The 23,538-nt window shown below is 70.5% G+C and carries 19 protein-coding genes and 1 pseudogene; 16 read left to right on the top strand and 4 right to left on the bottom strand.

What is annotated here, in order from left to right:
- The 6 genes from MDN94_RS17270 to MDN94_RS17295 all read left to right on the top strand — a co-directional run bounded on the left by MDN94_RS17270 (nt 1) and on the right by MDN94_RS17295 (nt 6,435).
- The gene (locus MDN94_RS17270; RefSeq protein ID WP_482726643.1) at nt 1–780 is read left to right on the top strand and encodes a DUF3710 domain-containing protein; all 780 of its coding nucleotides are present in this window, start codon (nt 1–3) and stop codon (nt 778–780) included.
- Nucleotides 781–952: 172 nt separating this feature from the next.
- The gene (locus MDN94_RS17275; protein WP_482726644.1) at nt 953–1,681 is read left to right on the top strand and encodes an ABC transporter ATP-binding protein; all 729 of its coding nucleotides are present in this window, start codon (nt 953–955) and stop codon (nt 1,679–1,681) included.
- Between the two features lie 262 nt (nt 1,682–1,943).
- The gene (locus MDN94_RS17280) at nt 1,944–4,487 is read left to right on the top strand and encodes a DUF4118 domain-containing protein (RefSeq protein ID WP_482726645.1); all 2,544 of its coding nucleotides are present in this window, start codon (nt 1,944–1,946) and stop codon (nt 4,485–4,487) included.
- Nucleotides 4,488–4,551: 64 nt separating this feature from the next.
- Nucleotides 4,552–5,235, top strand: a complete 684-nt coding sequence (locus MDN94_RS17285; RefSeq protein WP_482726646.1) for a response regulator — start codon at nt 4,552–4,554, stop codon at nt 5,233–5,235.
- Between the two features lie 33 nt (nt 5,236–5,268).
- Nucleotides 5,269–5,694: an OB-fold nucleic acid binding domain-containing protein gene (locus MDN94_RS17290; protein ID WP_005310940.1), complete on the top strand. Its 426-nt coding sequence runs from the start codon at nt 5,269–5,271 to the stop codon at nt 5,692–5,694.
- Between the two features lie 3 nt (nt 5,695–5,697).
- Nucleotides 5,698–6,435, top strand: coding sequence for a DUF3159 domain-containing protein (locus MDN94_RS17295; RefSeq protein WP_159686014.1), 738 nt, complete (start codon nt 5,698–5,700; stop codon nt 6,433–6,435).
- 95 nt (nt 6,436–6,530) lie between these two features.
- On the opposite strand, the gene MDN94_RS17300 is transcribed toward MDN94_RS17295, so the two are convergent.
- Together MDN94_RS17300 and MDN94_RS17305 are read right to left on the bottom strand one after the other, a co-directional pair.
- Complete coding sequence (locus tag MDN94_RS17300; RefSeq protein ID WP_482726647.1) at nt 6,531–7,208, bottom strand: potassium channel family protein; 678 nt, start codon at nt 7,206–7,208, stop codon at nt 6,531–6,533.
- The gene (locus MDN94_RS17305) at nt 7,208–7,876 is read right to left on the bottom strand and encodes a potassium channel family protein (protein WP_441266615.1); all 669 of its coding nucleotides are present in this window, start codon (nt 7,874–7,876) and stop codon (nt 7,208–7,210) included. Before MDN94_RS17305 ends, MDN94_RS17300 begins: the two co-directional genes overlap by 1 nt.
- A 185-nt stretch (nt 7,877–8,061) precedes the next feature.
- Here MDN94_RS17305 and MDN94_RS17310 point away from each other — a divergent pair, with 185 nt between their 5' ends.
- The 4 genes from MDN94_RS17310 (at nt 8,062) to MDN94_RS17325 (ending at nt 14,703) form a co-directional block, all read left to right on the top strand.
- Entirely contained in the window at nt 8,062–10,110 is a 2,049-nt protein-coding gene (locus MDN94_RS17310) for an APC family permease (RefSeq protein WP_482726648.1), read from the top strand.
- An 87-nt stretch (nt 10,111–10,197) separates the two neighbouring features.
- Nucleotides 10,198–11,526 (top strand): class I SAM-dependent RNA methyltransferase, encoded by a 1,329-nt coding sequence (locus tag MDN94_RS17315; RefSeq protein ID WP_482726649.1) that lies wholly within the window; start codon nt 10,198–10,200, stop codon nt 11,524–11,526.
- Nucleotides 11,527–11,894: 368 nt separating this feature from the next.
- Nucleotides 11,895–14,186 (top strand): RHS repeat domain-containing protein, encoded by a 2,292-nt coding sequence (locus MDN94_RS17320; RefSeq protein WP_482726650.1) that lies wholly within the window; start codon nt 11,895–11,897, stop codon nt 14,184–14,186.
- Between the two features lie 112 nt (nt 14,187–14,298).
- Nucleotides 14,299–14,703, top strand: coding sequence for a hypothetical protein (locus MDN94_RS17325; RefSeq protein WP_482726651.1), 405 nt, complete (start codon nt 14,299–14,301; stop codon nt 14,701–14,703).
- 703 nt (nt 14,704–15,406) lie between these two features.
- On the opposite strand, the gene MDN94_RS17330 is transcribed toward MDN94_RS17325, so the two are convergent.
- Entirely contained in the window at nt 15,407–15,841 is a 435-nt protein-coding gene (locus MDN94_RS17330) for a hypothetical protein (protein WP_482726652.1), read from the bottom strand.
- Between the two features lie 269 nt (nt 15,842–16,110).
- Here MDN94_RS17330 and MDN94_RS17335 point away from each other — a divergent pair, with 269 nt between their 5' ends.
- The 5 genes from MDN94_RS17335 to MDN94_RS17355 all read left to right on the top strand — a co-directional run bounded on the left by MDN94_RS17335 (nt 16,111) and on the right by MDN94_RS17355 (nt 21,297).
- Entirely contained in the window at nt 16,111–16,986 is an 876-nt protein-coding gene (locus tag MDN94_RS17335) for a universal stress protein (RefSeq protein WP_482726653.1), read from the top strand.
- Nucleotides 16,987–17,216: 230 nt separating this feature from the next.
- Nucleotides 17,217–18,116, top strand: a complete 900-nt coding sequence (locus MDN94_RS17340; RefSeq protein WP_482726654.1) for a universal stress protein — start codon at nt 17,217–17,219, stop codon at nt 18,114–18,116.
- A gap of 249 nt (nt 18,117–18,365) precedes the next feature.
- The gene (locus tag MDN94_RS17345; protein ID WP_482726655.1) at nt 18,366–19,739 is read left to right on the top strand and encodes a ferredoxin reductase family protein; all 1,374 of its coding nucleotides are present in this window, start codon (nt 18,366–18,368) and stop codon (nt 19,737–19,739) included.
- Nucleotides 19,740–19,808: 69 nt separating this feature from the next.
- A complete protein-coding gene (locus tag MDN94_RS17350) occupies nt 19,809–20,459 on the top strand; it encodes an FMN-binding protein (protein ID WP_482726656.1) in 651 nt (216 codons plus the stop codon).
- Nucleotides 20,460–20,499: 40 nt separating this feature from the next.
- The gene (locus tag MDN94_RS17355) at nt 20,500–21,297 is read left to right on the top strand and encodes an FAD:protein FMN transferase (RefSeq protein ID WP_482726657.1); all 798 of its coding nucleotides are present in this window, start codon (nt 20,500–20,502) and stop codon (nt 21,295–21,297) included.
- Here the strand turns inward: MDN94_RS17355 and MDN94_RS17360 are convergent.
- Nucleotides 21,183–21,476, bottom strand: a pseudogene (locus MDN94_RS17360) (S8 family serine peptidase); the annotation flags it as partial. The gene MDN94_RS17355 and the pseudogene MDN94_RS17360 sit on opposite strands and share 115 nt — an antisense overlap.
- An 822-nt stretch (nt 21,477–22,298) precedes the next feature.
- Between MDN94_RS17360 and MDN94_RS17365 the strand changes: the two are divergent.
- Complete coding sequence (locus MDN94_RS17365; protein ID WP_482726658.1) at nt 22,299–23,522, top strand: arginine deiminase; 1,224 nt, start codon at nt 22,299–22,301, stop codon at nt 23,520–23,522.
- Nucleotides 23,523–23,538: the final 16 nt, after the last annotated feature.

Genomic DNA, 23,538 nt, shown 5'->3' on the forward strand with positions numbered 1-23,538 from the left:
GTGTTCGGACGTCGCAAGAAGAGTGGTTCCGCCGGGGACGCGGCGGACGCAGCGGACGGCGCCGAGCGAGTCGCCGACGAGTCTGCCGAGCTCGGCACGGAAGCCGGGGACAGCGGTGCCCGCCGGGTGAACCTCCCGCCGGCGCCCCGGCCCGACGGCCCCTGGGACGTCTCCGAGGTCTCCAGGCCCGGCGAGGGCCGGGTCGACCTCGGCGGCCTGTTCGTGCCCGGGGTCGAGGGCATGGAACTGCGGGTAGAGGTCGCCGGTGACGCCATCGTCGCGGCCACCGTCGTGCTGCGCGACAGCGCGGTACAGCTCCAGGCCTTCGCGGCGCCCAAGAAGGAGGGCATCTGGGGCGAGGTCCGCGAGGAGATCGCCTCCGGTATCACCCAGCAGGGCGGCATCATCAACGAGGTCGAGGGCCCCCTCGGCTGGGAGCTGCGCGCTCAGGTACCCGTACAGCTCCCGGACGGCACCGGCGGTGTGCAGCTGGTGCGCTTCGTCGGCGTCGACGGCCCCCGCTGGTTCCTGCGCGGAGTGATCTCCGGGCAGGGCGCGGTGCAGCCGCAGGCGGCCGGTCTGCTCGAGCAGATCTTCAGGGACACCGTCGTGGTGCGCGGCGAAGGCCCGATGGCGCCTCGCGACCCGATCGTCCTCAAGCTGCCGGAAGACGCGCAGATGGTGCCGGAGGGCGTCCAGCAGGAGGAGCAGGAAGGCTCCCGGTTCTCCGGGGGCATGGGCCAGCTCCAGCGCGGCCCCGAGATCACCGAGGTGCGCTGACAGCGGTCGGCGACCTCGTACGACAGCGTTGTGGCCCGTGGGCCCGCACCCCCGGGTGCGGGCCCACGGACCGTTCCGCATGCCCCCGCACGGGTTTCCGCGCGGCCGTTGCCCATGCGCATGGCCCCTGCACATACTGTGCCGACACGATCAGGCACGGGGGGACATCGGGATGATCGAGAGCAGCAGCGCAGAGTCGGGCACGGCCGTCGTCGACGACGCGTCGCGGCCCATGGTGCGGATCGAGAACCTGCACCGTTCGTACGGCACGGGAGCCGCGGCCGTCCACGCGCTGCGCGGAGTGTCCTTCGACATCCCCCGGGGCGAACTGGTCGCCCTCAAAGGCCGGTCGGGCTCCGGCAAGACCACGCTGCTCAACCTGGTCGGCGGTCTCGACACGCCGGACCAGGGGCGGATCACCGTCGACGGCACCGACCTCTGCGAACTCGGCGAGAACGGCCTGCTGGAGCTGCGGCGCGACCGGATCGGCTTCATCTTCCAGTCGTTCGGGCTGATCCCGATCCTGAGCGCGGCGGAGAACGTCGGTGTGCCGATGCGGCTGCGCAAGGCGGACCCGCGTGAGCGGGAGGAGCGCGTCGCGCTGCTGCTCGCCCTGGTGGGCCTCGCCGACCATGCCGCGCAGCGCCCGGGCGAGCTGTCCGGTGGACAGCAGCAGCGTGTCGCCATCGCCCGCGCGCTCGCCAACCGGCCCAAGCTGCTCATCGCGGACGAGCCGACCGGACAGCTCGACGCGGAAACGGGACTGGCCGTGATGGAGCTGCTGCGCGCGGTGGTCCGCAGCGAGAACGTGACAGCCCTCGTCGCCACGCACGACCCTCAGCTCCTGGGCCTCGCCGACCGGGTACTGGAACTGGCCGACGGCGGGATCGTCGAGGCCTGACCGGGGCTGTCGGCGTCCGACCGGCTCCGAGAACGAGCCGGTCCCGCCGGGCGGTCCCGCGCCCCGGCGAGGGGGCCGCCCGGACCTGAGGCGGGGGCACGGGAAGACCCGACGGCCGCGCCCTGCGGCGCCCGGGAGCGGTCGCGCCGCCGCATCAGAATCACGTCAATACGCACCCCGTGGTCCCGACCGTCCGGTTCGCCCCTTTCTTTCGACGTAAGGTCGACGCTGCGCAACGCAGTGTTCGAAAGACAATGAGGCCATGGGACGCGGCAAGCTACGGATCTACCTGGGCGCGGCACCGGGCGTCGGCAAGACGTACGCGATGCTGTCCGAGGCGCACCGCCGTGCGGAACGCGGTACCGACTGCGTCGTGGCGCTCGTCGAGACGCACGACCGCGCCCGCACCGCACGTCTGCTGGACGGCCTCCCGCAGATCGAGCGCCGGAAGATCACCCACCGGGGCGTCGTCTTCACCGAGATGGACATCGACGCCGTACTCGAACGCCGCCCCGCCGTCGCCCTCGTCGACGAGCTCGCCCACACCAACGTCCCCGGCTCACGCAACAGCAAGCGCTGGCAGGACGTCGAGGAGCTCCTGGCGGCCGGGACGGACGTCATATCGACCGTCAACATCCAGCACCTGGAGTCACTCGGCGACGTCGTCGAGACGATCACCGGTGTGCGGCAGCGGGAGACCGTCCCCGACGAGGTGGTCCGCAGGGCGGAGCAGATCGAACTCGTCGACATGGCCCCCCAGGCCCTGCGCCGGCGGATGGCCCACGGCAACATCTACCAGCCGGACAAGGTCGACGCGGCCCTGTCGAACTACTTCCGCCCCGGCAACCTCACGGCGCTGCGGGAGCTTGCCCTGCTGTGGCTCGCCGACCGGGTCGACGAGTACCTCCAGCAGTACCGCGGCGAGCACAACATCCGCTCCACCTGGCAGGCCCGCGAACGCATCGTCGTCGGTCTCACCGGCGGACCCGAGGGCGGCACCCTCATCCGGCGCGCGGCCCGGCTCGCGGAGAAGGGAGCGGGCGGCGAGGTCCTCGCCGTCTACATCGCCCGCAGCGACGGACTGACGTCCGCATCGCCCAAGGAACTCGCCGTACAGCGCACCCTCGTCGAGGACGTCGGCGGCACCTTCCACCATGTCATCGGTGACGACGTGCCCTCCGCGCTGCTCGAGTTCGCACGCGGCGTCAACGCCACCCAGATCGTCCTCGGCTCCAGCCGCCGCAAGGCCTGGCAGTACCTGTTCGGGCCGGGCGTCGGCGCCACCGTCGCCCGCGACTCCGGCCCCGACCTCGACGTCCACATCGTCACCCACGACGAGGCGGGCAAGGGCAGGGGCCTGCCGGGGCCACGGGGGACCCGGCTCGGCCGTTCCCGGATCGCCGGCGGCTGGCTGGTCGGCGTGGCCGGCCCGGCCCTGCTCACCGTGCTGCTCACGAGCCTCGAGAACGGGCCGGGTCTCGCCAACAACGTCCTGCTCTTCCTCTTCCTGACCGTGATCGCGGCCCTCCTCGGCGGGCTGCTGCCGGCGCTGGCCTCCGCCGCCGTGGGATCACTGGCGCTGAACTACTTCTTCACCTCGCCCACCCACACCCTCGACATCGCCGAGCCGCGGAACCTCGTCGCCATCGTGATCTTCTTCGCGGTCGGTGTGGCGGTGGCCTCCGTGGTGGATCTCGCCGCACGCCGCACCCACCAGGCGGCCCGGCTGAAGGCCGAGTCCGAGATCCTCTCGTTCCTCGCCGGCAGCGTCCTGCGCGGCGACACCGCCCTGGACGCCCTCCTGGAACGGGTACGGGAGACGTTCGCCATGGAGTCCGTCGCCCTGCTCGAGCGCGAGAGCGACGTCGACCCGTGGACCTGCACAGCGAGCGTCGGCCCCCGGCCGGCGACCCGCCCCGACGACGCGGACGTGGACATGCCGGTCGGTGACCGTATGGCCATGGCGCTCTCCGGCCGGGTGCTGCCCGCGGAGGACCGCCGCGTGCTGGCGGCCTTCGCCACGCAGGCGGCCGTCGTCGTGGACCGCCAGCGGCTCGTTGGGGAAGCGGAACAGGCGAGGGAGCTCGCCGAGGGCAACCGGATACGCACGGCGCTGCTCGCCGCCGTCAGCCACGACCTGCGTACCCCGCTGGCCGGCATCAAGGCGGCGGTCACCTCGCTGAGGTCCGACGACGTCGCCTGGTCCGAGGAGGACGAGGCAGAGCTGCTGGCCGGAATCGAGGAGGGCGCCGACCGCCTCGACCACCTGGTGGGCAATCTGCTCGACATGTCCCGGCTCCAGACAGGGACCGTCACCCCGCTCATCCGCGAGACGTCGCTCGACGAGGTGATCCCGCTGGCGCTCGTCGGGGTCCCCGCGGACAGTGTCGAGCTCGACATCCCCGAGTCGCTGCCGATGGTGGCCGTGGACCGCGGGCTGCTCGAGCGGGCCGTGGCCAACATCGTCGAGAACGCCGTCAAGTACAGCCCCGACACGGTGCCCGTCACGGTCGCCGCCAGCTCCCTCGGGCGCCGGGTCGAGCTGCGGGTCGCCGACCGCGGCGCCGGCGTGCCGGACGACGCGAAGGAGCGGATCTTCGAACCGTTCCAGCGCTACGGTGACGCCCCGCGCGGTGCGGGCGTCGGTCTCGGACTCGCCGTCGCCCGCGGGTTCATGGAGGCGATGGGCGGCACGCTGACCGCGGAGGACACGCCCGGCGGCGGTATGACCATGGTCCTCACCCTCACGGCCGTGTCCGGCCACGGCACGACCGCGGCAGGCCTCCCGGCCGAGGCCGCGCCATGACCGCGGGCCGTACTCGGCGACCGGCAGTGACAGCAGCCCACAGGGGCGGAAAGGCGGGCAGCACATGACCAGGGTGCTCGTGGTCGACGACGAGCCGCAGATAGTGCGCGCGCTCGTGATCAACCTGAAGGCACGCAAGTACGAGGTGGACGCGGCCTCCGACGGCGCCGGTGCCCTCGAGACGGCAGCGGCACACCACCCCGACGTCGTCGTCCTCGACCTGGGGCTGCCCGACATGGACGGCGTCGAAGTGATCAAGGGGCTGCGCGGCTGGACCCGCGTCCCGATCCTCGTCCTGTCCGCGCGTCACTCCTCCGACGAGAAGGTCCAGGCGCTGGACGCCGGGGCGGACGACTACGTCACCAAGCCCTTCGGCATGGACGAACTCCTCGCCCGGCTGCGCGCCGCCGTACGCAGGGCGGAGCCCGTCGGCGGCGAGGACGACGTGACCACCGTCGAGACCGAGGGCTTCACCGTCGACCTGGTGGCGAAGAAGGTGCACAGGGACGGCCGTGACGTACGCCTCACGCCCACCGAATGGCATCTCCTCGAGGTCCTGGTGCGCAACACCGGGCGTCTCGTGAGCCAGAGGCAGCTGCTCCAGGAGGTCTGGGGCCCCTCCTACGGCACCGAGACGAACTACCTGCGCGTCTACATGGCCCAGCTGCGCCGCAAGCTGGAGGCCGATCCCTCGCATCCCAGGCACTTCGTCACCGAGCCCGGCATGGGATACCGCTTCGAACGTTGATCCGGTCCTGGTGCGGGCCGGTAGGCTTTCTGCATGAGTGCTGTACCCCGTTCCGCCAAGGCGGCGAAGGACGAGACGGCGGCCAGACCGGCCGGCCGCTTCCGGCGCATGCTCGGCCGGCTCTCCAGCTCGCAGCAGGACCTCGAGTCCGAGGAGCTCCAGGAGGACGCACAGGCATCGGGGTGCACCCGGATCTGCGACTGCGGCGACCGTCAGATCGTCAGGGTCGCTGGTACGTTGCGCACGGTCACCCTGCGTCCGGTGGCCGGCGTGCCCGCGCTGGAGGCGGAGCTCTTCGACGGCACGGCCCCGCTGGACGTGGTCTGGCTCGGCCGCCGTTCCATCGTCGGCATAGAGCCGGGTCGCAGGCTGATCGCCTCCGGCCGGGTCTCGATGAGCCAGGGCCGCCGGGTGCTGTTCAATCCCAAATACGAACTCCGACCACTCGGACAGGAGTAGCCGGTGGCGTCTGTCGACAAGCCGACCCCTACGACCAACGACCAGCAGGACACCGACGCGGATGTGAAGACCGTGACGGAGGCCGCGCTGTTCGAGGCCTTCGGCGGCGTGCGCGGCATGGTGGAGACGGTCCTGCCGGGCCTGCTCTTCGTCTCGATCTACACGGTCAACAAGGACCTGCACCTCTCGGCGATCGCGGCCCTCGCCGTCGCCCTGGTGCTCGTCGCCGTCCGGCTGATCCGCAAGGACACCGTCAAGCACGCCTTCAGCGGCGTCTTCGGCGTGGCCTTCGGCGTCGTGTTCGCGATGATGACCGGCAACGCGAAGGACTTCTACCTGCCGGGCATGCTCTACACGCTCGGCCTGGCACTGGCCTACATCGTGACCACGCTGGCCGGCGTCCCGCTGATCGGCCTGATGCTCGGGCCGGTCTTCAAGGAGAACCTCTCCTGGCGCACCCGCAACCCCGGCCGCAAGAAGGCGTACGCCAAGGCCAGCTGGGCGTGGGGACTGATCCTCCTCGCCAAGTGCGCGATCCTCTTCCCGCTGTACTGGTGGGCCGACACGACCCAGCTCGGCTGGGTCCTGGTCGCGCTGAAGATCCCGCCGTTCCTGCTGGCGGTCTATCTCACCTGGGTCTTCCTGGCGAAGGCCCCGCCGCCCATCGACGTCTTCGCGGAGATGGAGGCGGAGGAACGGGCCGAGGAGGCCCGCAAGCAGGCCGCGGAGCGCGAGGCGTAGACCGCCGCCGCCCACCACGCCGCGAACGCGCCCCGGGGGCGCGTCCACCCTCACCAGGTCGGACGCGCCCCCGGGGCGTCACACGGGAAGCGTGATCAGGCCGGCGGGATCTCACGGCGGACCGACAGCAGGTCCTCCAGCTGTTCCTCACGTGCCTGCGCCGCGACGAACAGCAGCTCGTCGCCCGCCTCGAGCGTCTCCTCGGGGCTCGGCGTCAGCACCCGCGAACCGCGGATGATCGTGACGAGCGACGTGTCCTCGGGCCATGCCACGTCGCCCACGCGTGTCCCCGCCAGCGCCGACTCCGGCGGCAGCGTCAGCTCGACCAGGTTCGCGTCGCCGTGGCTGAAGCGCAGCAGACGCACCAGGTCGCCGACGCTCACCGCCTCCTCCACGAGCGCCGACATCAGACGCGGCGTGGAGACGGCGACATCGACGCCCCAGGACTCGTTGAAGAGCCACTCGTTCTTCGGGTTGTTGACCCGCGCCACCACGCGCGGCACCCCGTACTCGGTCTTGGCGAGCAGCGACACGACGAGGTTGACCTTGTCGTCGCCCGTCGCCGCGATCACCACGTTGCAGCGCTGCAGCGCCGCCTCGTCCAGCGACGTGATCTCGCAGGCGTCGGCCAGCAGCCACTCGGCCTGCGGCACGCGCTCCACCGAGATCGCGGTCGGCGCCTTGTCGACGAGGAGGACCTCGTGCCCGTTCTCCAGAAGTTCGCCCGCGATGGAACGGCCCACCGCACCGGCGCCCGCGATTGCGACACGCATCAGTGACCGCCCTCCTCAGGACCTTCCGTGAAGGCCTCCTCGACCTTCGCGATCTCGTCCGTGCGCATCATCACGTGCACAAGATCACCTTCTTGGAGCACGGTCTGCGAGGTCGGCAGGATCGCCTCTCCCAGCCGGGTCAGGAACGCGACCCGTACCCCCGTCTCCTCCTGGAGCCGGCTGACCTTGTGGCCGATCCACGCCGGTGACGTGTAGACCTCGGCCAGCTGGACCCCGCCGCTCGGATCGCTCCACAGCGGCTCCGCACCGGACGGCAGCAGCCGGCGCAGCATCTGGTCGGCGGTCCAGCGGACGGTGGCTACCGTCGGGATGCCGAGACGCTGGTAGACCTCGGCACGCCGGGGGTCGTAGATGCGGGCGGCGACGTTCTCGATGCCGAACATCTCCCGGGCCACCCGCGCCGCGATGATGTTGGAGTTGTCGCCGCTGCTGACGGCGGCGAACGCACCGGCGTCCTCGATACCCGCCTCACGCAGGGTGTCCTGGTCGAAGCCGACCCCGGTGACGCGGCGGCCGCCGAACCCGGATCCCAGACGGCGGAAGGCGGTGGGGTCCCGGTCGACGACGGCGACCGTGTGTCCCTGCTGCTCCAGGGTCTGCGCGAGAGCGGCTCCCACTCGCCCGCATCCCATGATGACGATGTGCACGACCGTCCTTCCGGCTCAATCAGTTGCGGTACAAGCTTTACAAGGCATTACAGGGTCTCAGACCACGGCCCGGACCGGGTACGCACGTCCGCCGAGGGGGCCGGACGAATGGGAAGCGTTAAGATCCCGCAGGTTGGGCCTCTCCGGTTGGGCTTGGCTCATAACGAACGCTTACGATCCTCAGCGTGTCCAAACTGACCGACGTTCCCAAACGGATCCTGATCGGCCGGGCGCTGCGCAGTGAAAAGCTGGGGGAGACGCTTCTCCCGAAACGCATCGCCCTCCCCGTCTTCGCCTCCGACCCGCTGTCCTCCGTGGCATACGCGCCGGGCGAAGTGCTGCTGGTCCTTTCCGTCGCCGGTGTGTCGGCGTACCACTTCAGCCCGTGGATCGCGGTCGCCGTCGTGGTCCTGATGTTCACGGTCGTCGCGTCGTACCGCCAGAACGTGCACGCGTATCCCAGCGGCGGCGGCGATTACGAGGTGGCCAACACCAACCTCGGCCCGAAGGCCGGCCTCACCGTCGCCAGCGCACTGCTCGTCGACTACGTCCTCACCGTCGCCGTCTCCATCTCCTCCGGAGTGGAGAACCTGGGCTCCGCGATCCCGTTCGTCGTCGAGCACAAGGTGCTCTGCGCCATCGGGATAATCGTTCTGCTCACACTGATGAACCTGCGTGGTGTGAAGGAATCGGGCAAGCTCTTCGCGATCCCGACATATGTATTCGTCGCCGGCGTGTTCCTCATGATCGCCTGGGGCGCCTTCAAGGGCATCGTCCTCGACGAATCCATGCGCGCACCGACCGCCGACTACGAGATCAAGCCGGAGCACGAGGGCCTCGCCGGTTTCGCGCTGCTGTTCCTGCTGCTGCGCGCGTTCTCCTCCGGCTGTGCCGCCCTCACCGGCGTCGAGGCCATCAGCAACGGCGTCCCCGCCTTCCGCAAGCCGAAGAGCAGGAACGCCGCGACGACGCTGCTGATGATGGGCGCCCTGGCCGTCACCATGTTCTGCGGCATCATCGGCCTGGCCATGGCCACCGACGTCAAGATGGCGGAGTTCCCGGCGAAGGACCTGATCGCGAACGGCGTCCCGGTCGGCCCGGACTACGTCCAGCACCCGGTGATCTCCCAGGTCGCGGCCGCCGTCTTCGGCGAGGGGACCTTCTTCTTCATCCTGCTGGCCGCCGCCACCGCGTTGGTGCTCTTCCTGGCCGCGAACACCGCGTACAACGGTTTCCCGCTGCTCGGCTCGATCCTCGCGCAGGACCGCTACCTGCCGCGGCAGCTGCACACCCGTGGCGACCGCCTCGCCTTCTCCAACGGCATCGTGCTGCTGGCGGGTGCCGCGATCCTGCTGGTCTGGCTGTACGAAGCCGACTCCACCAAGCTGATCCAGCTGTACATCGTCGGCGTGTTCGTCTCCTTCACCCTCAGCCAGACCGGCATGGTCCGGCACTGGAACCGGCACCTGAAGACGGAACGGGACAGGGCCAAGCGCCGCCACATGATCCGCTCCCGGGCGATCAACACCTTCGGCGCCTTCTTCACCGGCCTCGTGCTCGTCGTCGTGCTCGCCACCAAGTTCACCCACGGCGCCTGGGTGGCCCTGCTCGGCATGGTCATCTTCTACGGCACGATGAGCGCGATCCGAAAGCACTACGACCGCGTCGCCGAGGAGATCGCCGCACCGGAGGAGCCGGGCGACGACAGCGTGCGCCCGTCCCGGGTCCACGCGATCGTCCTCGTCTCCAAGGTGCACCGGCCCACCCTGCGCGCCATCGCCTACGCCAAGGCCATGCGCTTCGACCGGCTCGAGGCGGTCAGCATCAGCGTCGACCCCCCGGAGACCAAGGCGCTCCAGGCCGAGTGGGAGCGGCGCGGGATCAACGTGCCCCTGAAGGTCCTCGACTCTCCGTACCGCGAGATCACCCGGCCCGTCATCGAGTACGTGAAGGGCCTGCGCCGCGAGAGCCCGCGTGACGTGGTCAGCGTGGTCATCCCGGAGTACGTGGTCGGCCACTGGTACGAGCACGTGCTGCACAACCAGAGCGCGCTGCGGCTCAAGGGCCGGCTGCTGTTCACGCCCGGCGTGATGGTGACGTCGGTGCCGTACCAGCTGGCGTCGTCCGAGGCGGCGAAGCAGCGGGCCAGGAAGCGCCAGGACTGGAACGCCCCGGGCTCCGTGCGGCGGGGGCCGGTGGACCGCCGGCCGAAGGAGCCGAGCGGCAAGGCGTGAGGCACTCCGCGGCGGACGTAGACTGGTCGGTCGTTGTCCTTTCGCCGTACAGTGCCGCACCCCTTTGATCTCTGGAGTCACCCCACCATGCAGAACGCACCCGAGACGTCGCTGGTCGGGCGGGAGTACGAGGTCGAGGTAGGCCCGGTCGCGCACGGCGGCCACTGCATCGCCCGCACCGAGGAAGGGCGTGTGCTCTTCGTCCGGCACACGCTTCCCGGCGAGAGGGTCGTCGCCCGCGTCACCGACGGCGAGGAGACCTCCCGTTTCCTGCGTGCCGACGCGGTACGCGTGCTCGAACCCTCCAAGGACCGGGTCGAGGCGCCCTGTCCGTACGCCGGGCCGGGGATGTGCGGCGGCTGCGACTGGCAGCACGCCAAGCCGGGAGCCCAGCGCCGTTTCAAGGGCGAGGTGATCGCCGAGCAGCTCCAGCGCCTCGCGGGCCTGACCCCGGAAGAGGCCGGCTGGGACGGCACCGTCATGCCCGCCCCCGGGGACAAGCTTCCGGCGGGCGAGGTGCCGGCCTGGCGTACCCGCGTCCAGTACGCGATCGACGAGGACGGCCGGGCCGGACTGCGCAAGCACCGCTCGCACGACGTCCAGCCCATCGACCACTGCATGATCGCGGCGCCGGGCGTCAGCGAACTCGGCATCGAGAAGCGCGAGTGGCCGCAGATCGCCTCCGTCGAGGCGATCGCGGCCACCGGCTCCCACGACCGCCAGGTCGTTCTCACCCCGCGCCCCGGCGGCCGGCTGCCCCTCGTCGAACTCGACAAGCCCGTCTCGGTGCTCCGCGTCGAGGAACGCGACGGGGGAGTGCACCGTGTCCACGGCCGCGCCTTCGTCCGCGAGCGCGCTGACGACCGCACGTACCGCGTCGGCATGGGCGGCTTCTGGCAGGTCCATCCGCAGGCGGCGGACATGCTGGTCAAGGCCGTGATGCAGGGCCTGCTGCCGCGCAAGGGCGACATGGCACTGGACCTCTACTGCGGCGTCGGCCTCTTCGCGGGCGCCCTCGCCGACCGGGTGGGGGACCAGGGCGCGGTCCTCGGCATCGAGTCCGGCAAGCGCTCGGTCGAGGACGCCCGCCACAACCTCGAGCACTTCGAGCGGGTCCGCATCGAACAGGGCAAGGTCGAGTCGGTCCTCCCGCGCACGGGCATCACGGACGTGGACATCATCGTCCTGGACCCGCCGCGCGCGGGCGCGGGCAAGCAGACCGTGAAGCACCTGGCCTCGCTGGGCGCCCGCCGCATCGCCTACGTGGCCTGTGACCCGGCGGCGCTGGCGCGCGACCTGGCGTACTTCCGCGAGGGCGGCTACAAGCCGAGGACGCTGCGGGCGTTCGACCTGTTTCCGATGACCCACCACGTGGAGTGCGTGGCGATCCTTGAGCCCGTACCAAAGGGCATCTGACCTGCTGCTTTCCTGATGTCCCAGGGTGTTGGCGGGTCGTCCGACATGTTTCCGTGAGCCCACCATGTGGAGTGTTTCGCAGGCTCGCGCATGTGTCTCACCTGCGGCTTTGCGGAGCAGGGATGGGGTGAGGAAGTGCCTGCCTCCGGCTCCCCGAAGGCAGTCGGGGAACGTCTTGACGCTCGTTCGACGCTCATGCCCGCGCGGCGTCATGACGGTCGGCCGGCTGTCGAGCGCTGGTCGAAGCTGCTCGGGACATCACCAGGACCAGCGTACTCACCGCGTACGACGAGCTCGGCCGGCCCACCGCCACCTGGGACGGCGTCCAGGACGACGCCCACCTGCTGACGGAACGCACCTACGACACGGTGCTCAAGGGCCTGCCCGGCGGCAACACCCGCTACGTGGGCGGCCGCGCCGGGAAGGCGTACACCAAGACGATCACCGGGTACGACAGCCTCGCCCGAGCGACGGCCACGAAACTCACCCTGCCGGCCACCGATCCGCTGGTGGCGGCCGGTGCCCCGGCCACCGTCGAGTTCACCAGCCACTACCGTCTCGACGGCACGCTGGGCAACAACGCGGAGCCCGCGCTGGGCGGCCTGCCGTCCGAGGTGATCGACTACCGCTACACCCAGCTCGGGCAGGTCACCTCGATCACCGGCGCCACCGGCTACCTGCTGGACGCCGACTACTCGGCTACGGGCCGCGTCCAGCAGTACGCGCTCGGCACGGCGAACACCGAGTCGGCGAAGAAGCTGTACGTCACCAACCGGTACGAGGAGGGCACCGGACGCCTGATCCGCAGCCATGTCACGGACCAGACACACCCGTACATGCTGATGGACCTCAACTACACCTTCGACGACGCCGGGAACGTCACGGCCATCTCCGACCCGACCACCCTGGGCGGTTCGAGCGCGGCCGAGACCCAGTGCTTCCGGTACGACGGCAGTCGCCGTCTCACCAGCGCCTGGACCCCGTCGTCGCAGAACTGCGCCGACACCCGCAGCGCGACCGGCCTGTCGGGCCCGGCCCCGTACTGGACGGACTTCGCGTACAACGCGGCCGGCCAGCGCACCGCCGAGACTCAGCACAAGGCGGCCGGCGACACCACGACCACCTACTGCTACAAGGAGGGCCGCCCGCACCTGCTGTCCGGCACCAGCAAGACCGGTAACTGCACCACGCCGGAGACCTCGTACGGCTACGACCCGTCCGGCAACACGACCGCGCGCCCCGGCCCGTCCGCGGCGCAGAGCCTGTCCTGGTCCACCGAGGGCAAGCTCGAGCGGCTCACGGAGAGCGGCAGGAGCACCGACTACGTCTACGACGCCGACGGCCAGCTCCTTATCCGCTCCGCCCAGAACGGCGAGCGTGTCCTGTACACCGGCAACACCGAACTGCACCTGCGTGCCGACGGCACCACCTGGGCGCAGCGGTTCTACTCGTCCGGCAGCCTGAAGATCGCCGTCCGGAGCAACGAGTCCGGCAGCAACAAGCTCACGTACCTCGCCGGTGACCACCAGGGCACGCAGAGCCTGGCGGTGGCCACGGACGCCGCGCAGACGTTCACGAAGCGCCGCACGACGCCGTTCGGCGCCGAACGCGGCGCGGCGACGGGCGGCACGTGGCCGGACGACAAGGGGTTCCTCGGTAAGACGAACGACAGGACGACGGGTCTGACGCATGTCGACGCGCGTGAGTACGACCCCGGAATCGGGCAGTTCATCAGCGCGGACCCCAGGCTCAGCACCGACCAGGCGCAGTCCCTGAACGGATACGCGTACGCCAACAACAACCCGACCACCTTCGCCGACCCGACCGGCGAGAAGGTCCCCGAGTGCGACGAGCCGCAGAAGTACGGCATCACCTGCCGGGGCGGCATCCCCGTTCCCAGCGGCGACAAGGGGAAGGGAGACAGCGGGAAGGGCAACGGCGGCGGTGGCGGCGGATCCACCGGCGGCACCGCCACGGGCGGCACCGTGTACGGGCCCCCCGCTCCTGCTCCCTCCTGCGGCACACCGCCCCTGCTGGCCTGTCCGCCCGTGCTCGGGCCGGTGACGCAGCCGCTCCTGATGGGGCCCGATCCCGCGCCGATCCTCTCGTTCTCCGCCGACTGCGGAATCATGGACATCCGTAACTACCTGTGCAACGCCGGTAACGGATTCGTCACCTCGGGGTCGTACCTCCACGAGGGCTTCAACCAGTCGAACGAGATCGTCCGGAAGTCCGCCAGGGACATGCGCAGCCACTCGAATCCCAAGACGCGGAGCAACGCGGCCAAGACGCTCCGCACGCTCCAGACGAATCAGGGAATGAAGCGTCTGGTGGAGATCGGGCGCAACCCGGCGGTGCAGAAGCTGGGCAAGGCCAATCTGGTGACCGGCGTCGCGTTCACCTACTGGTCGAACCTCGAGAACACGGACGGCAACGTCGCGTTGGCGGCCACCGAGACCGCCGTCGACACGGCCGTCGTGATCGGCGCCACCAAAGCCGGTGCCACACTCGGCGCCGCCATCGGTACCGCCATCGCACCAGGTGTCGGCACCGTGGTCGGCGCGGCCATCGGCGGCGCCGCCGGAGCGGTCGGAGGCATTCTCGCGACGGGTCCGGTGAACAACGCCATATCGAAGGGCTGGAAGAAGCTCTTCGGCTGATCAGTCACCGAAGTAACCGCCGGGTCGGCTGCGCGGCGCGACGTACGCTCGTAGCCGGCCCGGCGCCCTCTCCCCGGCCCCGTGCCGGGACCCCGCTCCGGAAGGAAGAAGCGTGTACTACGTCATCGCCGCGTTCCTCGGCATCGCTCTCGTCTTCATGACATGGAAGGCCATACGGCTGTGGAGACACCCCGAGGTGATCGACGACTTCGCGACCGCCTTCGCCTTCCTCCCCTTCGGCAAGGACGTACGCAGGGGCGAGGTGCGGTCCGTCCTGCTCACCGTCGTCACGCTGTGGAGTGCGGCGGTCCTCTTTGTCGGCGGGCTCACGCTGACCGAGGCCGAGGTCTCCACCGCCGGCGCATACGTCATCGCGGCCGCGGTGGTGGTCATCCTGCTCTGCCTGCTGTGTGAGCTGAGCGTGATCCTCTTCAACCGCCCCAAGTTCGTCGTCCCGCCCCACATGCGCGCCGACCTCGGCGTCATCGCCGCCCGTCGGGCCCGCCGCAAGAGGTGAGATGGACACGGTCGGCGGTGCCCGCCCGCACCCCAAATGCGGCCCGGCAACACCCAGGACGTCATGTCCGCCGCGTCACAACGCTGCAGGGCAATACACCTGGAGGGTTTCTCGGCGCGGTGCGGGCTGCTGTGAACTGGAGGGCATGAGCCCACTGCGGCGGCGGGACACGTGGCGCGGGTCACGATGAGCGAGGAGGTGTCTGGTGTGCGCGGGCCGGACATATTGAGGCTCGGGGTGTTGCGCAGCTCTGTGGGCCTTGAGCAGGGCGGGACGCGCTGTCGGCTGTGACGCTCGTTTGACGCTCTGGGCCCCCGCGCTCTGCGCGGCGAGCAGTGAAACCGGCTCTGAACAGGCATTTTCCGCGACCCGAACAGGCCGTCCCCTTTCCGATGACCCACCATGTCGAGTGCGTCGCGATCCTTGAACCGGCCGCAAAGGGCTCCTGACCTGCGATTTCGTCTGTGCGCATCATGTGCGGTGCGGGCGTTACGGTGCGATGTCCTGACGCTGAAATGACGCTCGTTCTGACGGGACCTCACCTGACTGATCGTGCAGGACACGTTGGCTGGGAGGCGCGCTCCCGAGGGCTGGTTTCTGCCGAACTTGGAGAAAGATCGGTTGGTTTCCCGGCACTGCTGATTGCGGTGGCAGGCGCGCTGCCGCCGTATTTCGGCGGGCCGGACGTTTGGTGGAGCGGGCGTCAGTAGGTGGTGCCGTAGGGGCTCCAGTGCCCGAGCAAGGGCTTCAGGTCGTCGGCGCGTGTCTCGGGCATGTCGGTCAGCGGGGGCGGTGTGATCAGGGGTCGAGGCCCTCTACGGTGGCCGCTGCCCGGCTGATCCATGCTTCGCCCTCGGTTCGGGCCTGGCGCCATGGCGTCGACTCGCGCGTGTACAGCGCTCATGCATTCGGTCAGTCGGGTGGCGTGGCGCCATGCCGCTTCCTGCCCTTCGAGATGCCTGACGCGCCACGCCTCGGCATACCGGATGCGGGCTTCCATGGCGGCTTCCCGGCGGATGCGCTTCCGGCGTGCCGCTTGGATCTCGTCCACGCGGCTGCGTTCGGCGGCTGCGCCGCGGAGGGTGACTTCTTGAGGCAGTTCGGCCCGCATCAGCGAGGCCGACTCGGCACACAGCATGACACTCCTGAGAGAGCCGGAGAAGTGTTGCCGCTGCCCAGCGGCAGGCACCCTCTGGTTCAACAGTCCACGACCGCCCAGCCCCTCTCGCACGCAGGACGCAGGACCGTGGTCCCGGTTGTCCTCCCGGTCCGGTCAGGGCACGCGAGCCGGGACCAGCGGCCCGCACCAGGGACGATCGGCACCAGTGCCGGATGCCGGCCCCGTGTGAAGCTCACGTCGTCACGTCCGCTGGAGTTCGCTCTCAGCGGCAGCATCGGGGAGGCAACATGTCCGGCACCATCACCGTAGGACTGGACGGGACCGACCACGCCTCGGCGGCGGCGGACTGGGCGGCGGAGGAGGCGGAGCGCCGGGGATCGGCCCTGCGACTGGTTCACGCCTGGGTCTGGCGCCCCTCCGACGTGGTGTACGTCGGAGACCGGGCGGCTGAGGAGCGCTGGGTGCGCAACATGCTCGACGACGCCCGGTCCCGCGTGGCCAGGCAGCATCCGGCCTTGGACGTCACCACCGAGCTTCTCGTCGACGACCCGGTGCCCATGCTCCTCGCCGAAGCCGCACGCGCCGACATGCTGGTGCTGGGGTCACGCGGATACGGCACCCTGACCGGATACCTGATCGGTTCCGTATCGCTGAAGGTGCTGCGCCAGGCAGCCGGGCCGGTCGTCATGGTGGGGAGGCCGAATTCCGGCTCGCCCCAGCAGGCCCCGGAAGTGCTGGTGGGCGTGGAACCTGGAGAGATCGGTGATCCGGTCCTGGAGTTCGCCTTCTCGGCCGCGGCCGAACGCGGAGCAACCCTGCGTGCCATACATGCCTGGAGCGTCCCGACGGCCCTCGCCTGGAGTCCGGGTTCGCTGTATCTGGTCGACGAGGCGAACGGTCTGGAGCAGATCAACAGGAAGGTCCTGGCCGACACGCTCAAGCCGTGGCGCGACAAGTACCCGCAGTTGGAGGTCATTGAGCACTTCGAGATCGGCTCGGCATCCGAGGTCCTGCTGTCCAACAGCGCCCGTGCCGGCCTCCTCGTCGTCGGGCGGCGCAGCCATGAGGCGGGCCTGCGGCGGCTCGGTCCGGTCACCCACGCCGTTCTGCATCACGCCACAGCTCCCGTGGCGGTCGTACCTCACGACTGTCCCCCGAGGTAAGGCCGCCGCCCCCATCGCCGTGCCGCGACCGCTCGTCGCCGCCGGGCACCACCCTCCGTCCGGGACGGCTGTGGGCCCGGCTTCCGGTCGTCCGCGGCAGCGGATGGCTGCGCCGAACACCACCGGTCCCTTGCTGGGGCCGGTCGGCCCCAGCAAGGGACCGGTGGCCCCTGTGGCGAGAACCTGCCGAACGCGATGCTGGAGCCAGATCATCCGACACAGGAGGAGACATGGCCCGCACGATCACCGTAGGACTCGACGGATCTGCCGAGAGCCGGGCCGCCGCGGAGTGGGCGGCGCGTGAAGCCGCACTGCGTGAACTGCCGGTTCGGCTGGTCCAGGTGTGGATGCCGGCGCCGGAGCCGATGGCTCAGGCCCCGCTCCTGGGAGCCGAGACCCACCAACACTGGACCGAGCGCATCCCTCGCGAGACCGCCGAGGGGCTGAGGCTGCGCCACCCGGGGGTCGAGGTGAGCACCGAGCAGCGTACCGGGACGCCTGCCGAGGTCCTCGTGGAAGCCGCACGTGACGCGGAGCTGCTGGTCCTCGGGTCCCGTGCGCTGAGCGGGCTCGGCGGTTTCCTGGTGGGTTCCGTCGGACAGGCCGTGATCGCCAAGACGGACGCGCCGGTGGTACTGGTGCGTGCCGGGGAGCGGGCCGCCGACGAGCACGTCACGGACCCTGCCGGCGTTCCGTCGGCCGCCACCGCGTTCCGGCCCGTCGTCCTCGGCCTCGACCACCCCGACGACGCCGTCATCGCCTTCGCTTTCGAGGAGGCGCAGCGCCGGGAGACCGCCTTGTACGCGGTCCGGGCCTGGGACACGTGGCCCTATGCCGTCTACACCGTTGGGTCGGGTTTCGAGCCCCACGAGGAGTTCTCCCGGCAGAGGGCCGACGCACTCGCCGAGACCCTGCGTCCCTGGCGGCAGAAGTACCCGGACGTCGAGGTGGTCGAGGCGTCCCGCCCGGGCAGCGCCGCCGCCCTCCTGATCGACGCCTCCCGAGACGCCTCCCTCGTCGTCGTGGGCCGGCGCGTACGCCGCAACCCCTTCGGCACGCACATCGGCGCCGTCACCCACGCCCTGCTCCACCACTCCACCGCACCCGTCGCCGTCATCGCCCACGACTGACGCGCGTCGCAGCGAAAGAGGAACGAGGACGTCGTAAAGGCAGCAGCCGTCGTACGGGAATCCGGTCAGCCCTTGGTCGCCGAGGAGCGACCGAGGTCGGCGCGATCGCAGAGGCGCTGCGCCAAAGTGGCCGCAGACATGGTGCTCACCGACGACGAACGTCATGGATCGACAGGGCCGGGACTGCTGCCCCGATGCAGCGGACGGCCCGGTAGGGTGCCGGCACCCAACAACCGGAGGTTCTCGTTCGTGGCCACGATCCGATACGGCCGAGCCGGCAGGCGGCAGACGCAGCGCCGTGTCCGCCGTCGGCGCTCGCCCGCGGTACCGCTGGTCGCGCTCGCCTGGGGCGGGGCCTGCGCGGTGGTGTGGCTGTGGTGGCGGAACACGCCCGCGGTGCTGCCCGAGCAAGGGGACCGGCTCATCCACGCGGGCCGCATCACCGGTCTGCTGGCCGGGTACGTGATCGCGCTGGTCGTGGTGCAGATGGCGCGGGCACCGGCGCTGGAGAGACGGGTGGGCTCGGACCGGGTGTCGCGCTGGCACGCGACGAGCGGTCGGTACGCGCTCTCCCTCGCGCTCGCTCATGTGGCCCTGACGGTGTACGGGTACGCGCTCCAGGGGCGGATCGGTGTCGTGCCGCAGACGGTGGCCCTGGTGACCGAGTACCCCGAGATGGGCAAGGCGGCCGTCGGGACCGCGCTGTTGCTCCTGGTCGGTCTCGTGTCGGTGGGGGCGGTACGGCGCAGGATGCGCTACGAGGTCTGGTACTACCTGCATCTGCTGACCTACCTCGCGGTGTTCCTCGCGTTCTGGCACCAGCTGGCCACCGGTGCCGAGTTCATCGGCAGTCCGGCCGCCCGCACGGTCTGGTACGTGCTGTACGGTGCGGTCGCCGCGCTGCTGCTGTGGTACCGCTTGCTGACGCCGATCCGCCTCAACCTCGTCCACCGGATGAGGGTCGAGGAGGTGGTTCCCGAGGCGCCGGGAGTCGTCTCCGTCTATATCCGCGGACGGCGGCTGCACCGGCTGGGCGCGGAGGCGGGCCAGTTCTTCCGGTGGCGCTTCCTGGCGAAGGGGCTGCGGTGGACGGCGAACCCGTACTCGCTCTCCGCGCCGCCGAGGCCCGACCTGCTGCGGATCACGGTCAAGGCGGTCGGCGGCCACAGCTCGGCGCTCGTCGGGCTGAGGCCGGGGACGCGGGTGTGGGCGGAGGGCCCGTACGGGTCGATGACCGCGGCCCGCCGCAGTCGGGGCAAGGTGCTGCTGATCGCCGGCGGCGCGGGCATCACTCCGCTGCGGCCCCTGTTCGAGACGCTGCCGGGCGCGGGCCGAGACCTGACGCTGTTGTACCGGGCCCGGACCGCCGACGACCTGGCGCTGCGCGAGGAGCTGGAGGCGATCGCGGACGAACGCGGGGCGCAGCTGCTGTACGCGGTCAACGGGCCGGACGGAAAACGACCGGCGATCAGCGCGACGATGCTCCGTAGGATCCTGCCCGACATAGCGCGGCACGACGTGTACGTGTGCGGCCCGCAGGGGTTGGCGGAGGAGTCGTACATCGCTCTCAGGGAGGCCGGCGTGCCGGACCGCCGGATCCACCACGAGTCCTTCGCCTTCTGACGGACGGGGCTACGGTGTCGGGGGCGGCATCGGTGTGACGTCGGGTGGCTCCTCGGCGCTGTGTGTGTTGTGAGGAAGAAACACCCGATCCGCCGGGCCATGCTCGCGGGGGCGGGCACCGTCTCCGCCATCGTGCTGCTGCTCGCGCTCAAGCCGAGCACTGACCCGGCGCTCGCCCGGGCCGCGGACCCCGGCGCCTCCGGCGTCCCGGCGGCCTCCGCCGACCCGGCCGTGAGCTCCACCGCGGCTGTGGTGTCAACGACCGCTTCGGCCTCGCCCTCCGCGAGCGGCACGGCCGCCCCCTCAGCATCCGGCAGCGCGTCTGCGTCCTCCAGCGCCCCCGCCTCGCGTGCCCCCTCCGTCGCCCCGGCGCGGACGAGCAGCGCCCCGTCCGCGCCGAAGACGACCGCCGCCACCTCGGGCGGCGGCTCCGGCGGCTCCACCACCCGCTCCGTCACCGGCGCCACGACCAGTACGCAGTACGGGCCGGTCCAGGTGAAGATCACCCTCAACGGCGACACGATCACCGGGGCGACCGCCGTCCAGTCGCCCTCCTCCACGCCGCGGAGCCGGGAGATCTCGTCCACGGCCATTCCCACGCTGAACCAGCGGACCCTCGCCGCACAGAGCGCGGACATCGACTCGGTGTCCGGAGCCACCTACACCAGCACCGGCTACCGCCAGTCCCTCCAGAGCGCCCTGGACAAGGCCGGTGTCTGACTCGGGCGCCGAAGGCCGCGTGCGGCACGTGGAGCACGTCATGGGCACGGTGTTTTCCTTCGACGTACGCGGCTGCGCGGACGACTCCAGCACGCACGAGGCGCTCGGCCGGGCTGTCGCTTTCCTTCACCGCATGGACGCGGTCTTTTCCACGTACCGGGCGGACAGCGACGTCAGCCGTCTGGCCCGCGGCGAGCTCACCCCGGAGAACTGCGAACCGGTGGTCCAGGAGGTCAGGCTGCTGTGCGAGGAGGCGGAGCGGCGTACGGAGGGCTGGTTCACGGCCGGCTACGGCAGACGTGCGGGTCACCCGGTGGCCTGGGATCCGACCGGGCTCGTGAAGGGCTGGGCCACGGAGTGCGCGGCCCACCTGCTGGCCGAGGCGGCGCCGGACGCGGCCGTGTGCGTGAACGGCGGCGGCGACATCCAGCTCCTGGGCGGCCCCTGGCGCATCGGCATCGCCGACCCGCTCGCCCCCGGCACGCTCGCCACGGTCGTCGAGGTCGGTGCGGAGGTGCCTTGTGCCGCGATCGCCACGTCCGGTCCCGCCGAGCGGGGCTGCCACATCCTCGACCCGCACACCGGAGCACCACCGGCCCCCGCACTCGCGGCCCTGACCGTCGTATGCCCCTCACTCACCGACGCGGATGCCTTGGCCACCGCCGCGTACGCCCGTGGCGCCGGCGCGAGGGCCTGGTTGGAACTGCAGCCGGACACGGAGAGTTACGCGACGGAGCCCGACGGCACCACCTGGCAGACCAGCGGCTTCGGGCGGTGGGCGTCCCGGCGCGCGGGCGCGGGACGATCACCGGCGCGAGAAGGTCGGAACAAGGAGTAGAGCAGCCTGTTCGGCGAACCGTTCCCCGCGCCCTTCACGACGCCGCTCGTCGTGGCGGCGACCATCGCGTCCCGGACCTGCGCGGGCGTGGCGGAGGGGTGGGCGGCGAGGTAGAGGGCCGCGGCTCCCGCCACGTGCGGGGTGGCCATGGACATACCGCTGATGGTGTCGGTGGCGGTCGGTGGTGCGTGTCCCGCAGGGGCCGGCGCGGCAGCCGTGGTCCTTGGAGCGGTCGGCGCAGGGTGTCTGCCTGGCAGCGACGCGCCCTCTCGGACCGGGAGGACATGGGTCGGCGATCGCGGCTCTGGTTTCGCCGGTCTCCGCGTCTTTCTAATGGCCAGGTGCCACGCGCAGGCGCAAAGTTGACGCCGGCCCTCCTGCAGCCGACCGGCCCCGGCTTCAGCCTGAAGCGTCCCGCCCGCCGTCAACTCCTATCGGGCGGACGGGCCACCTTCGCCGTGCCGCTTGCTCGACACATGCTCAGGTTGGCCTCCGGCATGACTGCCTGTCCGTCAAGCGGCGCTGAAGCGGCCCTTCTCTCGTCCCGGTCAACCGTCGCATGGTGTGGATGAAGCCTCCCCGGAAGCGGAGTTGGCCGTTGTGGGCCATCGCGCCCGCCTGTCGTGGGTCGGCGCCGGCCCAGGTTGCGTCACGTGCGCCGGCTGCACCACTGCGGGTCGGTGGCCGTGGTTGCGCGAAGAGGCTCGCAGTGGAGCAGGTCGCCAGGGGCACTGCGCGGCCGGCGGCGCCGATACACGGACCACGCATCCCGTGAGCCTGTCCTTCCGTCCGGCACCCAGAGCCGAAAGGCCCTGCGACCTCGGCGGAACGGGCCCTCACCGCCGGGTACCGCACGGCCTGCCACCAGGGACTTCTGCCGTCCGGGTCGGTCGGCCGCGAGTGACAGGGTTCAAGTGCTCCCCGGGCCTCGCGCAGACGCCGGGGAGCACGTCATGCGCCCTGCTTCCGCGGCACTTCGAAACCGACTTCACGGGGGTCCCATGTCCTTTCACGTCGACTCCGAGACGGGACGGCTGAAGCAGGTCATCCTGCACCGGCCTGACCTCGAGCTGAAACGCCTCACTCCCACCAACAAGGACGCTCTCCTCTTCGACGACGTGCTGTGGGTCAAGCGCGCCCGCGAGGAGCACGACGCCTTCGCCGACACGCTCCGCGACCGCGGCGTGCGCGTCCACCTCTTCGCCGACCTGCTGACCGAGACGCTGGCACTGCCCGCCGCCCGGCAGCTGATCATGGATCGGGTCTTCGACGAGCGGGAGTTCGGGGCCTTGGCCACCGACCGGTTCCGGGCCTGTTTCGACTCACTTGAGCCGGCCGCGCTGACCGCCTGCCTCATCGGTGGTGTCACCAAGGGTGAACTGGTCGAGCGCGTAGGGACCACACCGGGTGTCCGGCTCCATGCCATGGCGCCCGACGACTTCCTCCTCGCACCGCTGCCCAACCACCTGTTCACGCGCGACACATCGTGCTGGGTGTACGACGGGGTGAGCATCAACCCGATGAGCAAGCGCGCCCGCCGCCGCGAGACGGTCCACTTCGAGGCCATCTACCGCCACCACCCCCTCTTCGACAAGGGCGAGTTCCAACGGTGGACCAACGGCGAAGGAGCCTACCCCGCCACGATCGAGGGCGGCGATGTCATGGTCATCGGCAACGGCGCCGTACTCATCGGCATGAGCGAACGCACCACCCCGCAGGCGGTGGAGAACCTGGCTCTGCGAATGTTCGCCGCGGGCTCCGCCCGGCGGGTGGTGGCGATCAACATGCCCAAGCGCCGCAGCTTCATGCACCTGGACACCGTGATGACGATGGTCAGCGGTGACACCTTCACCCGTTATGCCGGCCTGGGCATGCTGCCGGCGTCCACGATCGAACCCGGCACGGGCGGGCAGGGACTGAAGATCACGGACCACGCACCCGAGTACATGGACCAGGCCATCGCCGACGCCCTGGGCCTGACGTCCATCAACGTGCTCACACCGAGTCAGGACGTGCGCTCCGCAGAGCGGGAGCAATGGGACGACGGCTGCAACGTGCTCGCCGTCGAGCCAGGGGTCGTCGTCGCCTACGAGCGCAACGTCACCACCAACACCCACCTGCGCAAGAGCGGGATCGAGGTCATCACCGTGCGCGGCAGTGAGCTCGGCCGGGGCCGTGGCGGCCCTCGGTGCATGAGCTGCCCCATCGAACGAGAAGCCGCCTGACGCACCCCGGCCTCCG

The sequence above is a fragment of the Streptomyces sp. WAC00040 genome (genome assembly GCF_056835925.1).

What these genes read in the sequence shown, in the direction of transcription:
- MDN94_RS17275 (WP_482726644.1), top strand. Translation starts at nt 953, where the DNA reads ATGATCGAGAGCAGCAGCGCAGAGTCGGGCACGGCCGTCGTCGACGAC.
- MDN94_RS17280 (WP_482726645.1), top strand. Translation starts at nt 1,944, where the DNA reads ATGGGACGCGGCAAGCTACGGATCTACCTGGGCGCGGCACCGGGCGTC.
- MDN94_RS17285 (WP_482726646.1), top strand. Translation starts at nt 4,552, where the DNA reads ATGACCAGGGTGCTCGTGGTCGACGACGAGCCGCAGATAGTGCGCGCG.
- MDN94_RS17290 (WP_005310940.1), top strand. Translation starts at nt 5,269, where the DNA reads ATGAGTGCTGTACCCCGTTCCGCCAAGGCGGCGAAGGACGAGACGGCG.
- MDN94_RS17300 (WP_482726647.1), bottom strand. Translation starts at nt 7,208, where the DNA reads ATGCGTGTCGCAATCGCGGGCGCCGGTGCGGTGGGCCGTTCCATCGCG.
- MDN94_RS17315 (WP_482726649.1), top strand. Translation starts at nt 10,198, where the DNA reads ATGCAGAACGCACCCGAGACGTCGCTGGTCGGGCGGGAGTACGAGGTC.
- MDN94_RS17330 (WP_482726652.1), bottom strand. Translation starts at nt 15,841, where the DNA reads ATGCTGTGTGCCGAGTCGGCCTCGCTGATGCGGGCCGAACTGCCTCAA.
- MDN94_RS17335 (WP_482726653.1), top strand. Translation starts at nt 16,111, where the DNA reads ATGTCCGGCACCATCACCGTAGGACTGGACGGGACCGACCACGCCTCG.
- MDN94_RS17340 (WP_482726654.1), top strand. Translation starts at nt 17,217, where the DNA reads ATGGCCCGCACGATCACCGTAGGACTCGACGGATCTGCCGAGAGCCGG.
- MDN94_RS17355 (WP_482726657.1), top strand. Translation starts at nt 20,500, where the DNA reads ATGGGCACGGTGTTTTCCTTCGACGTACGCGGCTGCGCGGACGACTCC.
- MDN94_RS17365 (WP_482726658.1), top strand. Translation starts at nt 22,299, where the DNA reads ATGTCCTTTCACGTCGACTCCGAGACGGGACGGCTGAAGCAGGTCATC.